The sequence below is a fragment of the Roseovarius sp. genome (genome assembly GCF_027019125.1).
In the GTDB taxonomy this organism is placed as follows: domain Bacteria; phylum Pseudomonadota; class Alphaproteobacteria; order Rhodobacterales; family Rhodobacteraceae; genus Roseovarius.
Genome location: NZ_JALUXE010000027.1, coordinates 397,194 through 411,449, shown reverse-complemented (window position 1 = coordinate 411,449; position 14,256 = coordinate 397,194). Strand labels below are relative to the sequence as shown.

Annotated in this window: 18 protein-coding genes; 17 read left to right on the top strand and 1 reads right to left on the bottom strand. The window is 64.5% G+C overall.

The genetic code is table 11. The features are described 5' to 3' along the window. Positions 1-30 precede the first annotated feature (30 nt). The 17 genes from rpiA (at position 31) to MVC20_RS10175 (ending at position 13,808) form a co-directional block, all read left to right on the top strand. The gene (gene rpiA / locus MVC20_RS10255) at positions 31-819 is read left to right on the top strand and encodes a ribose-5-phosphate isomerase RpiA (protein ID WP_297540981.1); all 789 of its coding nucleotides are present in this window, start codon (positions 31-33) and stop codon (positions 817-819) included. Between the two features lie 10 nt (positions 820-829). Further along, positions 830-2,185 carry a glutathione-disulfide reductase gene (gor, locus tag MVC20_RS10250; protein ID WP_297540979.1) on the top strand — a complete coding sequence of 452 codons (1,356 nt, stop codon included), beginning with the start codon at positions 830-832 and terminating at the stop codon, positions 2,183-2,185. Positions 2,186-2,254: 69 nt separating this feature from the next. Continuing rightward, positions 2,255-3,406, top strand: a complete 1,152-nt coding sequence (gene hflK, locus MVC20_RS10245) for an FtsH protease activity modulator HflK (protein WP_297540977.1) — start codon at positions 2,255-2,257, stop codon at positions 3,404-3,406. 4 nt (positions 3,407-3,410) lie between these two features. Then, positions 3,411-4,283, top strand: coding sequence for a protease modulator HflC (hflC, locus tag MVC20_RS10240; RefSeq protein ID WP_297540975.1), 873 nt, complete (start codon positions 3,411-3,413; stop codon positions 4,281-4,283). Continuing rightward, complete coding sequence (locus MVC20_RS10235) at positions 4,280-4,477, top strand: DUF2065 domain-containing protein (protein ID WP_297540972.1); 198 nt, start codon at positions 4,280-4,282, stop codon at positions 4,475-4,477. Before hflC ends, MVC20_RS10235 begins: the two co-directional genes overlap by 4 nt. 198 nt (positions 4,478-4,675) lie before the next feature. After that, positions 4,676-6,088, top strand: a complete 1,413-nt coding sequence (locus tag MVC20_RS10230; RefSeq protein WP_297541445.1) for a Do family serine endopeptidase — start codon at positions 4,676-4,678, stop codon at positions 6,086-6,088. 143 nt (positions 6,089-6,231) lie between these two features. Then, positions 6,232-7,608: a flagellar hook-length control protein FliK gene (locus tag MVC20_RS10225; RefSeq protein WP_297540970.1), complete on the top strand. Its 1,377-nt coding sequence runs from the start codon at positions 6,232-6,234 to the stop codon at positions 7,606-7,608. Between the two features lie 8 nt (positions 7,609-7,616). Then, entirely contained in the window at positions 7,617-8,192 is a 576-nt protein-coding gene (locus MVC20_RS10220) for a flagellar basal body-associated FliL family protein (protein WP_297540968.1), read from the top strand. A gap of 8 nt (positions 8,193-8,200) precedes the next feature. After that, complete coding sequence (fliM, locus tag MVC20_RS10215; protein WP_297540966.1) at positions 8,201-9,178, top strand: flagellar motor switch protein FliM; 978 nt, start codon at positions 8,201-8,203, stop codon at positions 9,176-9,178. Positions 9,179-9,194: 16 nt separating this feature from the next. Then, positions 9,195-9,497, top strand: a complete 303-nt coding sequence (gene fliN / locus MVC20_RS10210; protein ID WP_297540964.1) for a flagellar motor switch protein FliN — start codon at positions 9,195-9,197, stop codon at positions 9,495-9,497. An 80-nt stretch (positions 9,498-9,577) separates the two neighbouring features. Beyond that, positions 9,578-9,850 (top strand): hypothetical protein, encoded by a 273-nt coding sequence (locus MVC20_RS10205; protein ID WP_297540962.1) that lies wholly within the window; start codon positions 9,578-9,580, stop codon positions 9,848-9,850. Next, on the top strand, positions 9,847-10,587 hold the full coding sequence (gene fliP, locus MVC20_RS10200) for a flagellar type III secretion system pore protein FliP (protein ID WP_297540960.1): 741 nt from the start codon (positions 9,847-9,849) through the stop codon (positions 10,585-10,587). The genes MVC20_RS10205 and fliP overlap by 4 nt, the downstream gene beginning before the upstream one ends. A gap of 2 nt (positions 10,588-10,589) precedes the next feature. Further along, positions 10,590-10,856 carry a flagellar biosynthesis protein FliQ gene (gene fliQ / locus MVC20_RS10195; RefSeq protein ID WP_297540958.1) on the top strand — a complete coding sequence of 89 codons (267 nt, stop codon included), beginning with the start codon at positions 10,590-10,592 and terminating at the stop codon, positions 10,854-10,856. A gap of 1 nt (position 10,857) precedes the next feature. After that, positions 10,858-11,679, top strand: a complete 822-nt coding sequence (gene fliR, locus MVC20_RS10190) for a flagellar biosynthetic protein FliR (protein ID WP_297540956.1) — start codon at positions 10,858-10,860, stop codon at positions 11,677-11,679. After that, on the top strand, positions 11,672-12,826 hold the full coding sequence (locus MVC20_RS10185) for an EscU/YscU/HrcU family type III secretion system export apparatus switch protein (protein ID WP_297540954.1): 1,155 nt from the start codon (positions 11,672-11,674) through the stop codon (positions 12,824-12,826). The genes fliR and MVC20_RS10185 overlap by 8 nt, the downstream gene beginning before the upstream one ends. Further along, positions 12,823-13,011 carry a hypothetical protein gene (locus MVC20_RS10180; RefSeq protein ID WP_297540952.1) on the top strand — a complete coding sequence of 63 codons (189 nt, stop codon included), beginning with the start codon at positions 12,823-12,825 and terminating at the stop codon, positions 13,009-13,011. The genes MVC20_RS10185 and MVC20_RS10180 overlap by 4 nt, the downstream gene beginning before the upstream one ends. 188 nt (positions 13,012-13,199) lie before the next feature. Further along, on the top strand, positions 13,200-13,808 hold the full coding sequence (locus MVC20_RS10175; protein ID WP_297540950.1) for a response regulator transcription factor: 609 nt from the start codon (positions 13,200-13,202) through the stop codon (positions 13,806-13,808). Between the two features lie 57 nt (positions 13,809-13,865). On the opposite strand, the gene MVC20_RS10170 is transcribed toward MVC20_RS10175, so the two are convergent. Then, positions 13,866-14,252, bottom strand: a complete 387-nt coding sequence (locus MVC20_RS10170) for an META domain-containing protein (protein WP_297540949.1) — start codon at positions 14,250-14,252, stop codon at positions 13,866-13,868. Positions 14,253-14,256 lie beyond the last annotated feature (4 nt).

Genomic DNA, 14,256 nt, shown 5'->3' with positions numbered 1-14,256 from the left:
CCCCTGCGAAACAGTCGGGGAGTCGCTGCCATGACCGGAGAATTGTCACCGATCGACAAGGCCAAGTTCGTTGCCGCCAAGCGGTCGGTGGATTTTGTCGAGGACGGGATGCGCGTGGGCCTTGGCACCGGATCGACGGCCGCCTGGATGGTGCGCTGTCTGGGCGAGATGGTGCGCGACGGCGGCCTGCGCATTCGCGGCGTGCCGACATCCACGCGCACGGCGGAGCTGGCGCGAGAGGTGGGCATCGAGGTCATCAGCCTGGACGAGGCGAAATGGCTCGACCTCACCATCGACGGGGCGGATGAATTCGACAGCAATCTCAACCTGATCAAGGGCGGCGGCGGCGCGCTCTTGCAGGAAAAGATCGTGGCGACGGCCTCTGACCAGATGATCGTGATCGCCGATGTCGGCAAGGAGGTCGAGACGCTGGGCGCCTTCCCCCTTCCGGTCGAGGTGATCCCCTTTGGCTGGCAGACCACGAAATCGCTGGTCGAGGAACTCTTGATCAACATGGATGTGCTGGGCCGCGATGCCACGCTGCGGATGAACGGCGCGCGGCCCTTCATCACCGATGAGGGCAATTACATTCTCGATCTGCATCTCGGGCGCATCGGGGCCGCGCATCAACTCTCGATCGCGCTCAATCAGATGCCGGGGGTGGTTGAAAACGGGCTTTTCCTTGATATCTGCGATGTGGTCATTCTGGGCTATGGCGACGGGCGGGTGGAAACCCGCGACATCAACGAAGGCACGGTCGAAGAGGACCGGCTCGACTTTGTCGAGACCGACAATCTCTTTCGCGACCTGACGGATTGAGGGGATACTGATGGCATTCGACTACGATCTTTTCGTGATCGGCGGCGGCTCTGGCGGGGTGCGCGCGGCGCGGGTCGCGGCACAGGGTGGCGCGCGCGTGGCCTTGGCAGAAGAGGACCGCTACGGCGGCACCTGCGTCATTCGCGGCTGTGTGCCCAAGAAACTGATGGTCTTTGCCTCGGAATATCGCGGGGCGATGGCCGATGCGCAGGCCTATGGCTGGACGGTCCATGCCGGTGGCTTCGACTGGGCCACCTTTCGGGAAAAGCTGCATGCGGAACTGGACCGGCTCGAAGGGGTCTATCGCGGCATCCTCAAGAATAACGGGGTCAAGACCTATGACAGCCGGGCGCGGCTGGTTGATCCGCATACTGTCGAGCTGGCCGATGGCACCCGTCTGAGCGCCAAACATATTCTCATCGCCACCGGCGGACGGCCTGTGAAACCCGATCTGCCCGGCGCGGAACACGCGATCACCAGCAATGACATCTTTCATCTTGAGCGCCTGCCCAAGTCGATCCTGATTGTCGGCGGCGGCTATATCGCCTGCGAATTCGCCTGTATCCTCAACGGTCTGGGGGTCAAGGTCACGCAGTTCTATCGGGGCGCGCAGATCCTGCGCGGCTTTGATGAAGAGGCGCGCGGGCTGGTCTCGGACGAGATGATCGCCTCTGGGATCTCCCTGCATCTGGGCACCAATATCGAGACGATGGAAAAGGTCGAGGGCGGCTATCGCGTGACCGGCACCAACGGCAGCGAAGCGGTGTTCGAAGAGGTGATGTTCGCCACCGGGCGCGCCCCCAATACGGAGAATCTGGGGCTGGAGGCCGCAGGCGTTGCCGTGGGCCGCAAGGGCGAGATTGTCGTTGACCGCTATAGCCAGACCGGCGTGCCGTCGGTCTATGCGATTGGCGATGTGACCGACCGCGTCAACCTCACGCCCGTGGCCATCCGCGAAGGCATGGCCTTTGTCGAGACGGTGTTCAACGGCAACCCGACGCCCGTCGATCACGATCTCATCCCCACCGCGATTTTCACCCAACCGGAAATGGGCACCGTGGGGCTGAGCGAAGAGGCCGCGCGCGATCAAGAGGCGATCGAGGTCTATGCAACCTCGTTCCGGCCGATGCACTCGGCCTTTGCCGGGCGTCCCGACCGGGTGCTGATGAAGCTGATCGTCAGTCAGGCCACCCGCAAGGTTCTGGGGTGTCATATCGTCGCCCCCGGCGCGGGCGAAATGATCCAGTTGGCGGGCATCGCCGTCAAGATGGGGGCCACGAAAGAGGATTTCGACCGCACCGTAGCGGTGCATCCGACCATGTCGGAAGAGCTGGTAACGATGAAAACGCCTGTGCGCACCGCTTGATTTTTCGCCTGTGCTGCACAGGTTGTGAATCGGGCCGGCAACGGCAGGACAACAAGGGAAGACAAACGTATGGCTGGAAACTCTGGCGGCCCATGGGGCGGCGGCGGAAATTCGGGCGGCGGCGGCGATGACCGCGGCCGCAACAACGGGGGCGGTCGGCGCCCTCCCGAAGGAGGACCGCAACTGCCCGAAATCGACGAATTGGTGCGCAAGGGTCAGGATCAGCTTCGCGTTCTCATGGGCGGGCGTGGCGGCGGCAACCGGGGCGGCGGCACCGGCGGCGAAGGCGGGCCGAGCTTTGGCAAGGGCACCATCGGCCTTGCGGCCCTGGGTGCCGTGGCGCTCTGGGTTTTCGCCAGCCTCTATACGGTCAAGCCCGAAGAGCAATCGGTCGAGTTGTTTCTGGGTGAATATTACAAGACCGGCAATCCCGGTCTGAACTTTGCCCCCTGGCCCATCGTCAGTGCGGAAATCGTCAATGTGACCTCGGAGCGGACCGAAGACATCGGCCGCAACACCGGGGGGCGCGAAGAGGGGCTGATGCTGACCACCGATGCCAATATCGTCGATATCGGTTTCCAGGTGGTGTGGAACATCTCGGACCCGGCAAAACTGCTCTTCAACATCCGCGATCCGCAACTGACGGTGCAGGCGGTATCGGAATCGGTGATGCGCGAGATCATCGCCGCCTCCAATCTGGCCCCCATTCTCAACCGGGATCGCGGCATCATCGCCGATACGGCGATGCGCAACATCCAGGAAGCGCTCGACGAATATGACAGCGGGATTCAGGTCGTGCGGGTCAACCTCGACAAGGCCGATCCGCCGCGTGAGGTGATCGACAGCTTCCGCGAAGTGCAGGCCGCCGAACAGGAACGCGACCGTCTGCAACGACAGGCCGATGCCTATGCCAACCGGGTGCTGGCCGAAGCGCGCGGTGAGGCGGCGCAGATCCTCGAACAGTCAGAGGGCTATCGCGCCCGCGTGGTCAACGAGGCACAGGGTGACGCCAGCCGCTTCACCTCGGTTCTCGAAGAATACGCCAAGGCCCCCGATGTGACGCGCAAACGTCTTTATATCGAGACGATGGAGCGGGTTCTGGGCGGAATCGACAAGACCATTCTCGACAGTGCCATCGTCGGCAGCGAAGGCGGCAACGGGGTTGTGCCCTACCTGCCGCTGAACGAACTGCGCCGCAATTCGACAGAACAGGGGAACTGAGAGCATGACGAAATTTCTAATCCCTCTTGTGGTCGTGCTGGGCTTTTTGGGCCTGTCGTCGATCTTTGTAGTCGATGAGCGTGAAAAGGCATTGGTGCTGCAATTCGGCCAGATCAAGGCCGTCAAGGATGAGCCGGGCCTCTCGTTCAAGATCCCCTTCATTCAGGAGGTGGTGCGCTATGACGACCGCATCCTGTCGCTCGATACCGACACCATCGAGGTAACGCCGTCGGATGACCGCCGCCTCGTGGTCGACGCCTTTGCCCGCTACCGCATCCGCGACGCGGTGCAGTTCCGCCAGGCCGTGGGCGTGGGCGGCGTGCGTCTGGCCGAGGACCGCCTGTCGTCGATCCTGAATGCGCAGATCCGCGAAGTTCTGGGTGCCGATCAGGTCACGTCCGACACGATCCTGTCCGAGGACCGTCGCGAGCTGATGCGCCGTATCCAGCGGCAGGCCCAAAGCAGCGCCGCCGGCCTCGGCCTTGACGTGGTGGATGTGCGGCTCAAGCAGACCAACCTGCCCGAGCAGAACCTCGAAGCCACGTTTGCCCGGATGCGCGCCGAGCGCGAGCGGGAAGCCGCCGACGAGATCGCCCGTGGTAACGAGGCCGCGCAGCGCGTGCGCGCCCTTGCCGACCGGACCGTGACCGAGACCCTCTCGGATGCCGAGCGCGAAGCGCAGGTGATCCGAGGCGAGGCTGACGCCGAACGCAACGCGATCTTTGCGCAGGCCTTTGGTGCGGACCCCGAGTTCTTTGCCTTCTACCGCTCGCTCGAAGCCTATGAAAAGGCGCTGCAAGGCGGCAATTCCTCGATGGTGATGACGCCGGATAGCGAGTTCTTCGACTATCTCAAGTCCGGAACATCATCGGAATGATCGAAACCGCGCTTCTTGCGCTGGGGCTGGTGCTGATCGTGGAGGGGCTGGTCTATGCGCTGGCCCCTTCGCTCATAGAGCAGATGCTGGTGGCCCTCTCGGCGATGCCCCCCGAGGCGCGGCGGCTGGTGGGGGCGCTGGCACTGGTGCTCGGGCTGATCCTTGTCTGGGCGGCCAAGACGCTTGGCGCTTGATCTTGCCGAACCAAAGAGGTCACATGGGTGTGATTTGACCCTGCGACCTTTGCGATCCGGCAAAGACCGCCTACATTCCGGTGCAAGAGGGGCGCGCGCAGGCCGCCCAATGCACGAACCAAAGGAGACATTGGTGTGAAGACCCAAACGATTTCCGAAACACGTTCCCTGTCCACCAGCCTGCGGGCGCTCTGGGTCATGGCCCTGATGGTCGGGTTCCTGATCGCGCAGGCCTTGGCCGCAGCGGCGCGCCCCGACAGCTTTGCCGATCTGGCCGACAAGATCAGCCCGGCGGTCGTGAACATCACCACCTCGACCGTGGTGGAACGCGGCACCGGCCCCGCCCCCATCGTGCCCGAGGGCTCGCCCTTCGAGGATTTCTTCGAGCAGTTCCGCGACCGTCTGGGCGAAGGCGACCGGCCACAGCGCTCGTCGGCCCTTGGCTCGGGCTTTGTGATTTCCGAGGATGGGTTCGTGGTGACGAACAACCACGTGATCGAAAGCGCGGATGAAATCCTGATCGAATTCTTTTCCGGCGAAACCCTGCCCGCCGAGGTGATCGGCACCGACCCCAAGACCGACATCGCCCTGCTGAAGGTCACGGCGGACAAGCCGCTGCCCTTCGTCAGCTTTGGCGACAGCGACACCGCGCGCGTGGGCGATTGGGTGCTGGCCATGGGCAACCCGCTGGGTCAGGGGTTCTCGCTCTCTGCCGGGATCGTCTCGGCACGCAACCGCGCGCTCAGCGGCACCTATGACGACTACATCCAGACCGACGCCGCCATCAACCGGGGCAACTCGGGCGGTCCGCTCTTCAATCTGGACGGTCAGGTCGTGGGCGTGAACACCGCCATCCTCAGCCCCACCGGCGGCTCGATCGGCATCGGCTTTTCCATGGCCTCGAACGTGGTCAAGCGCGTGGTCGATCAGTTGCAGCAATATGGCGAAACGCGCCGTGGCTGGCTGGGCGTGCGGATTCAGGACGTGACCGCCGATGTGGCCGAAGCGATGGGGCTCGAGAAAGCCGCAGGCGCTCTCGTCACGGACGTGCCCGAAGGTCCTGCCGCCGAGGCGGGCATGCTGGCCGGCGACGTGATCCTGTCCTTTGACGGGCAGGATGTGTCGGACACGCGCGGCCTCGTGCGCACCGTGGGCAATACCGAAGTGGGCAAGACCGTGCGCGTGGTCGTGTACCGCGAGGGCAAGACCACCACGCTCAAGATCACGCTGGGCCGCCGCGAAGAGGCCGAAGGCGCCATTCCCGTGGCCCAACCCGGCGAGGATGCCACCCCCGGGGCACCGGTGGAAAAGACCCTGCTGGGCCTGACCTTGACCCCGCTCAGCGACGAGCTGCGCGCGCAGCTTGAGCTGGACAATTCCGCCACGGGCCTTGTCGTCGTGAACATCGACGAATTGTCCGAGGCCTATGAAAAGGGCCTGCGCGCGGGCGACGTGATCACCGAGGCCGGACAGCAGAAGGTAAGCTCGATTGCCGATCTCGAAGACCGTATCGCCGAGGCCAAGGAGGCGGGGCGCAAATCCCTGCTGATGCTGGTGCGCAGCGGTGGCGATCCGCGTTTCGTGGCGCTCTCGCTCGAAGACAACAAGTAAACGCCCGCGCATCTGGGCGACCAAGGCACCCCGCTCCGGGGTGCCTTTTTCGTTGTGCCGGGCCTGTTCGGCGGGCCGCCTGCCCGCCGCCCGCTTGGCATGATGCTTGCACCCTCTGGACTGACCCCCAGACGGAGCCAAGTATGACCGCCCAGGTATTGACCAGCCTTCCCACCCCCGCTGCCATGGCCCCTGCCCGTGGTGCGACGACGCTTGGCCAGGGTTCTGGCGTGCCGATCCAGGGCTTTTCCGCCCTGTTGAATGCGGCGCAGACCCCGGTCCAGATACCCGCTCAAACACTTGCTCAAACGCCCGTCGAGACCCCTGCCCCTGTCTCTGTCTCCCTTCCTGCCTCTGTTGACCTTCTCTCCACCACGGCCGCAGTCCCCGCAGCACCGGCAACACCGGCCCCCACACCGCCTGCCGTTGCGGTGCAACCTTCTGCCGCGCCTGTCTCCCCATCCGGTTTGGATACCCTCACCGAGGCCCAGAGCCTGCCCGAAATCACCGGGACCGAGGCCACCGAAGCCGCAGAAACCGGCACGGCGCCCACCCACACCGCAGAGGCTGGCACCAAGTCGCCCAACGTCGCCGATGCGGGCACCGAGGCCGCCGAGGCCACGGATCCGGGCGCCGAGACCACAGCCATGCCCGACCCGACCACGCCACAGATCCAGCCCGCCATCGCATCCGTTGCGGCACCCGTTGCCGCGCAGGTGGCACAGCCGATGGCCGAGCCGGAGACCGCCGACAAACCGGACCTTACCGAAGCCCCGGAGGCATCCGAGGCACAGGGGCTCGCCGCTCCGGCCCTGCCCATCACCGCCCCTCTCGTGCCAACACAGCCGACCGCCCTCGCGCCCACAGCCGAAAGCGCCTCCGCCCTCCCTGCACTCGGCACTGGCTCCGCGGCGCTTGCTCCTGCCGAAACCGCCGCGCCTGCCCCTGCCGAAACCGCCGTGGCCCCGACCCAAACCACAGCCGAGGGCAATGCCCTTGCCGCGCCGCAGCCCGCCCTTCCCAGCAGCGCCTCCGCACCGCTGGCAACAGCGCCCCTGCCCCAGACCCTCGATCTCGCGGCCCCTCAATGGCCCGAACAGATGGTGCAGGACATCCGGCACGGGGCCAGCGCCAATCTCGACACGCTGACCATCACGCTCACGCCCGAGCGTCTTGGGCCGCTGAACATCCGGCTCGAAACGCAGGACGGTGTGACCCATGTGCATATCGTGACCGAAACCCCCGAGGCCGCCCGTGCCATAGCCGAGGCGCAGCCGCGTCTGGCCGAGGCCATGGCCCGCGCCGGACTTGAGATGGGCAACCAGTCCACCACCACGGCCGGTGGCTCGGGCACCGCATCTGGCTTTGGCCCGACGGGCGGCGATGCCAACCCGCGCGGCAATGGCCATCCCGGCACCGAACCGGGTGCGCAGGGCGATGCGACCGCCTTTGACGACATGCCTGCACAACCACTGCCCCCGCGCGCATCCGCGCGCTCTTCCATTGACCTGATCGCCTGAGGTTTCCCATGGCCGATGCCGCACTCCCCAATCTCGATGCCCGCCCCAAGGGGGGCTTTCTCAAGAAGATGCTCGTCTGGCTCTTGATGGCGCTCATCCTTGGCGGCGGCGGCTTCGGCGCGGGATTCTACCTCTCCGGCGGGGCGCTGTCGCCGTCGCAAGAGGTGCTGCGCCTCATCGAACTGGAAACCGCCGCCTCCGAGGCTGCGGGCGACGGCGAGGGCGGCCCCAAGCGTATCCCCAAGGAAATGCCCGAGGCGCCCGTGTTCGAAACCCGCTACCACGAGTTTCCCGACCCGCTGACCACCAACCTCAAAGGTTCGCGCCGGTTTCTTCAGATCGGCGTCGGTGTCTCGACCCAATATGACGAGAGCGTCATCGCCAATGTCGAAACCCACGCCATGGCGCTGCGCTCGGATATGCTGGCCGTGATCTCGGGCTTTGCCGAAGAGGATGTCGAAGGCACCGCCGGGCGCGAGGCCCTGGCCGAGGCGCTCAAGTCCGCGATCAACGCCCGGCTCGAAGCGCTCGAAGGTTTCGGCGGCATCGAGGGCGTGTTCTTTCCCTCCTTTGTTCTGCAATAGGTCCCGCCATGGCCCGCCCCCCCGCCAGCGCCACCCACAAACTCAGCTCGAACGAGGTCGCAGCCCTTGTCGACGGCCTGCTCGACATGGAGAAAGAGCAGAGCCACGGCACCGAGAACGTCAAGCGCTACAGATTTGGCTCTGACAACCTGTCGATCATGGGCGACTATCACGGGTTGCGCATGGTCAACGAACGCTTTTGCCGTCTGGCGCGCCCCGTGTTTCTGCCGTTCCTGCGGATGCACCCACGCATCTCCGCCTTTCCGCCCGAGGTCAAAAGCTTCTCGCATTATTGCGACGAGTTGGAGAACTTTGTCAGCCTCACCACCGCCCGCGTCGATGCGCTGCGCAGCAATCAGCTCATCATGCTGCCCCCCAGTTTCGTTTCCCTGCTGACCAATGCCTATTACGGCGGCAATATCGCCTATCTGCCAGGGGGCCGCGCCGAATTCACCGCCAGCGAAACCCGCGTGATCGAGATCGTGACCACCGGGATCTATCGCGCCCTGGAAGCGGCATGGCGGGATCTCATCCCGCTCAGCTTTGACAGCCCCGTGCACGAGGACAACCTGCAATTCGCCACCTTCGTCGAAAGCGAGGAAAAGGTCGTCTGCTGCTCCTTCATCATTCAACTGCCCGAGGCGGACCCGGCCACGCTGGACCTCATCTATCCGCTTCAGGCGCTCAAACCCATTGCGGCGCGCCTGCGCTCGCGGATGCAGTCCGATCAGGTGGCCGACGACCTGCGCTGGCGCAACCGCCTGCGCGAGGCGGTGATGGCGGTGCCGCTGAATGTCACGGCGCGTCTGGCCGAACCCAATGTGGCGATCAGCGCCCTCACGGGCCTGCGCCCCGGCCGCGTGGTGCCGGTCGATCTGACCCTGCGCCCGCAATTGCTGGTCGAGGGCACGCCGCTCTTTGACGCCGAGCCGGGCGCGCAGAACGGCCGCGCCGCGCTCTCGCTCACCCGCCGTATCGAACCCTGATCCAGAGGACCCCGCCATGACCACTGACACCACAGCACTGAACGACCAGCCCGACACCAGCAACGTGGACCTGGGCCTTCTGGCCAATGTCCGCGTCAACATGACCGTCGAGGTGGGCAATACCCAGATCACCCTGCAAGACCTCTTGCGCCTCAACGAAGGCTCGGTCGTGGAACTGGACCGCATGGCGGGCGACCCGCTCGACATTCTGGTGAACGGCACCCCCATCGCCAAGGGCGAGGTGGTCGTCGTGGGCGAGAAATTCGGCATCCGCTTTGGCGACATCGTCGATCCCCGGCAACGGATCGAAACCGTCTGACACCCTACCCCTTCGCGTGGCACGAAACCTGCAACGGTTGATCAACTGAACCTTGATCAACCGTCGCAGGAGATTGCCCCGTGGACGTTCTAACCCCCGACCGCATCCTGACCATTGCGGGCTTTCTCGGCGTGCTCGTGCTGGCATGGGCCGTGATCCGCCACAAGCGCGCGCCGCTCAGTGCCCGTCTGGCCGCAGGGCGCAGCCTTGAGTTGACCGAGACCCTCAATCTGGGCGGCGACAGCCGCGCGCTCTTGCTCAAGGCCGAAGGCCAAACCGTGCTCGTGGTGACGGGGCGCCGGTCCGGCACAGCCCTCACCCTGTTGCCCCGGGCCGAGGGGACCACAGCATGAACCGCCTTCTTCCGCTCCTGATCCTCGCCCTCGTCCTGCCCGCGCCGGTTCTGGCGCAACAGGGGCTGCCCGCGATCACCCTCTCGGATGAGAACGGCACCACCTATTCGCTCTCGCTGCAAATTCTGGCGCTGATGACGGCGCTCACGGTGCTGCCCTCACTGGTGCTGGGCATGACCGCCTTTACCCGCATCATCATCGTGCTCTCAATTCTGAGGCAAGCCATGGGCACGATGCAGACACCGCCCAATCAGGTGCTCATCGCAATCGCACTCTTCCTGTCCTTCTTCGTCATGCAGCCGGTGCTGACCGAGATCTACGACACCGCGCTCAGCCCCTATCTCGACGGGCAGATGGCCCCGGATGTGGCCATCCGGCTGGCCTGGGATCACCTCTCGGGCTTCATGCTGGCCAATACCCGGCAGAACGACCTCCTGATGTTCGCCGAACTGGCGGGCGATGCCCCCTATGCCAGCGATGCCGATGTGCCGGTGGGGGTGCTCTTGCCCGCCTATATCACCTCGGAACTGAAAACCGCGTTCCAGATCGGCTTTCTGCTCTTTCTGCCCTTTCTGGTGATTGACATGGTGATCGCCTCGATCCTGATGGCTCTGGGGATGATGATGCTCTCACCGATGATCGTGTCTCTGCCCTTCAAGCTGCTTTTGTTCGTGCTGGTGGATGGCTGGGCGCTGACCATGGGCTCGCTCGCCTCCAGCTTTCAGGGGGCGCTCTGACCATGGATTTCGACGCCAATATCGAACATCTGCGCATGGCCTATTGGAACATCCTGCTGACGGCGGGGCCGGTTCTCTTGGTGGCGCTCGCCGTGGGTCTGGTGATCGGCATCCTTCAGGCCGCCACCTCGATCAACGAACAGACCCTCAGCTTCGTGCCGAAAATGGCCATCGTGATCGTGACCATGGCGCTGATGTCGGGCTTCATGCTCAGCACGATGACCGACTATTTCACCCATGTGTTCGACACGATTGCGACGATGCACTAGGATGCTGCCCGATCTGGCCCCCTCCGCGACCGGCCTGCCCGGTGTTGAGCTCACGCAGCTGACGGGGCTGGCGCTGCAATTTCTTTTTGCGATGCTGCGGATCGGGGCGTTTGTCCTGTCGGCACCGCTCTTTGCGGCGCGCTTCATCTCCCTGCCGGTGCGGATCATCATTTCGGTGTGTCTCACGGTCCCGCTGATGGGACAGGTGCCGATCCCCGAGCCCGACGCGCTCTCCAGCCTCTCCAGCGTGGTCATCGCCTTTCGCGAGATGGCGATCGGCCTCTCGGCGGGCATGGTGCTGCAAATCCTCTTTGCCGCCGCCGTCATGGCGGGCGACCGTATCGCCAATACCGCCGGTCTCGGCCTTGCGGCGCAGGTCGATCCCACCAGCGGGTCGCAATCGCCGGTGATCGGCCAGTTCTTCATGCTCTTCCTCTTGGCCATTTTCGTGACCGAAGACGGGCATCTGGCCGCCATCCGCCTGATCCTCGACAGTTACCGCCTCATTCCCATCGGCACGCCCATCGCGAGCGCGGTGCTGCTCGACGCGGGCCTCAGCGCCGCCCCCATGATGTTCGCCAACGCGGCGCAATTGATGATGCCGGTGGTGTCGGTGCTCTTGCTTCTGAACCTTGTGATCGGCGTCATCACCCGCTCTGCCCCCTCGCTCAATCTCTTTGCCTTCGGCTTTCCGCTGACGATGACCGCGACGCTGCTCTTGCTTTTTCTCACCGTCACCAGCCTTGGGCCCGCCCTGTCGGAACGGGTGGCACAGGCCTTGCAGCATCTGATGCAGATGTTGAACGGATTACCCAATGGCTGACGCAGACGACGGACAGGAAAAGACCGAAGAGCCAACCCAGAAACGCCGCCAGGAGGCGCGCGAAGAGGGTCGGATCACCACTTCGACCGAGGTTTTCGTGCTGGTCACGCTGGGCATGGGCGCGCTCATCCTCAGCGCCGGGCAATGGGCCTTGCCGGGCCTCGCGGGGCTCTGGGCGACGGGGCTGGTCATCGACGGCGTGCAATCGCTCGACGCGATGATGATCGAGCGGACGCATACCATGATGATGTGGATGCTCGCCGCCGGTCCAGGGCTTGGCCTGCCACTGCTGGCCGCAGTGCTGATGGCGCAATCGGCGATGGGCGGCCTCAATTTCGCGCCCAAGGCACTGGGCTTCAAACCCGAGAAATTGAACCCGCTCACCGGGCTGGGGCGGATGGTGTCGATGAAGGCGCTGGTCGATCTGGGCAAGGCCATCCTCAAGGTGACCCTGCTCCTGGCCGCCGGGGTGCTGATGCTCGCCCCGCTGCTGCCGGCACTCGCAAGCTCGTCCGCGCTGGCCTCCGGCGATGCGATGGTGCTCTTTGGCACTGCCATGTTGCGGGTCATGGGCGGGCTGCTCATCGGCCTTGTGGTGATCGCAGCCCTCGATCTTGCCTGGCAGATTCATTCCAACACCAAGTCCATGCGCATGTCGCGGCAGGACATCAAGGACGAATCCAAGGAATCCGAAGGCTCGCCCGAACAGAAAGGTGCCATGCGCCGCCGCCAGATGCAGGCCTCGCGCCGCGCCTCGGAACGCAAGGCGCTGGCCGACGTGCCAATGGCCACCGCCATCATCACAAACCCCACGCATTTCGCCGTGGCCCTGCGCTATGAACCGGGCAGCGATAGCGCCCCGCGCATCCTTGCGATGGGCAAGGGACCGATGGCCCATGCCGTGATCCGCCGGGGCCGTCGCGCCGGTGTGACCACGCTGCAAGTGCCGCCCTTGGCCCGCGCGCTCTATTTTACCGGCGCGATTGGCCGGGAAATTCCCGATGTGCTCTTTGCCGCCGTGGCGGTGATCCTCGCGCATGTCTGGCGTCTGGAACAGGGGCAACCCGCCCCCATGCCCGATGTGGACCTGCCGCCCGATCTCACCCTTGACGAATTTGGCCGCCCCCTCAGATGGAGACAACAATGACCGAGCGCCCCCGCTCCACCGGAGAAATGATCTCGACCCTCTGTTTTATCGGCGTCGGCCTGTGGTCGCTCGGCACCGCGCTCGAGGCTCCGCAACCCAAGGCTGCGCTGCTGATGGTCTGCGCCGTCGCCTGTTTCCTCGGGGCGGCGCGGCACCCCATCGCCCGAAGACTTGAACGCTGGTAGAGCGACTCCACCCCGCTCTCTTGCAAAAAACGCAACACTTGACGACGGATCACTGCCAAATCGCACCGAAACTATTGAACTTTTCCCCGGAATGGCTATCAACTGGGGTTGGTTTACGATGCGCAGGGCTGGGGCCGCGTCGCCACGCCGCGAACGAATTACAGCGCAGGACAACCCAGGCAATGTCTATGAAAATTCTTCTTGCAGACGACCACAACCTTCTGGCCGAAGCGGTGGGCAACATGCTCAACGCACAACCCGGAAACGTGGCGATCACCACCGATTCCTACGAAGGCATCCTCAGCCTGCTGACCGAGCATAGCGATGTCGACATTGTCCTTCTCGACCTCAAGATGCCCGGCATGGTGGGCCTTGCCAGCGTCAAGAGCGTGATCGAGAAAGCCTCGCCTGCCAAGGTCGTGCTCTTTACCGGTATGGTGGACCGGCACTTCCTGCACAGCGCGCTGGAACTGGGCTGCAAGGGGCTGATCCCCAAGACGATGCCGCTGCAATCGCTCAACAGCGTGCTGCAACTGATCAACTCGGGTCAGGTCTTTGTGCCGATGGATGCGGGCACCCCCGGCCTCGACAAGGCTGGGCCGGACCATGATCTGACGGAAAAGGAACTCTTCGTTCTGCGCCTTGCCGCCGATGGCCTGACCAACAAGGAAATCGCGCGCGACATGGGCACCAACGAGGTGACGATCAAGATGCACATGCGCTCGATCTGCAAAAAGCTGAACGCCCGCAACCGCGCCCATGCCGCGATGATCAGCCGCGAACGCGCGTTGATCTGAGAGGGCGGCAAGGCTGGTCTCCCGAGACCGGCCTCACGGCGCCCCGGGCACGGCCCCCTACTTCGCCCGAAACACCATCTCGCGGCCCGCGTCATTGGACAGGATCATGACGTCCCCCAGCACCTCGACGAGTGTCATCTCGCCCAGCGCCGCGAGATAGGCCGCCTCCTGCGCCAACTCCGGACAGGCCCGCTCGGTTGCAGCCACGCCTTCGGCGGAGAACCACGGATAGGGCACGGTCTGCTCGCCCGAATAGCTGTTGCACGGCCCCTCGCCGCGCAATTCCCCCTCTGCCGGAAACTCCAGCGTGGCGCGCGCTGCAAAGCCTACGCCATCCAAACTCTCCAGATGCCAGACCTTTTCGGCCCCGCCATGGCCCGTCACGGTCTCGTCCTTGCAGTATCCCAGCACCGACAGCGCCACGACCGCCAGAACCAGCCGCATCGGC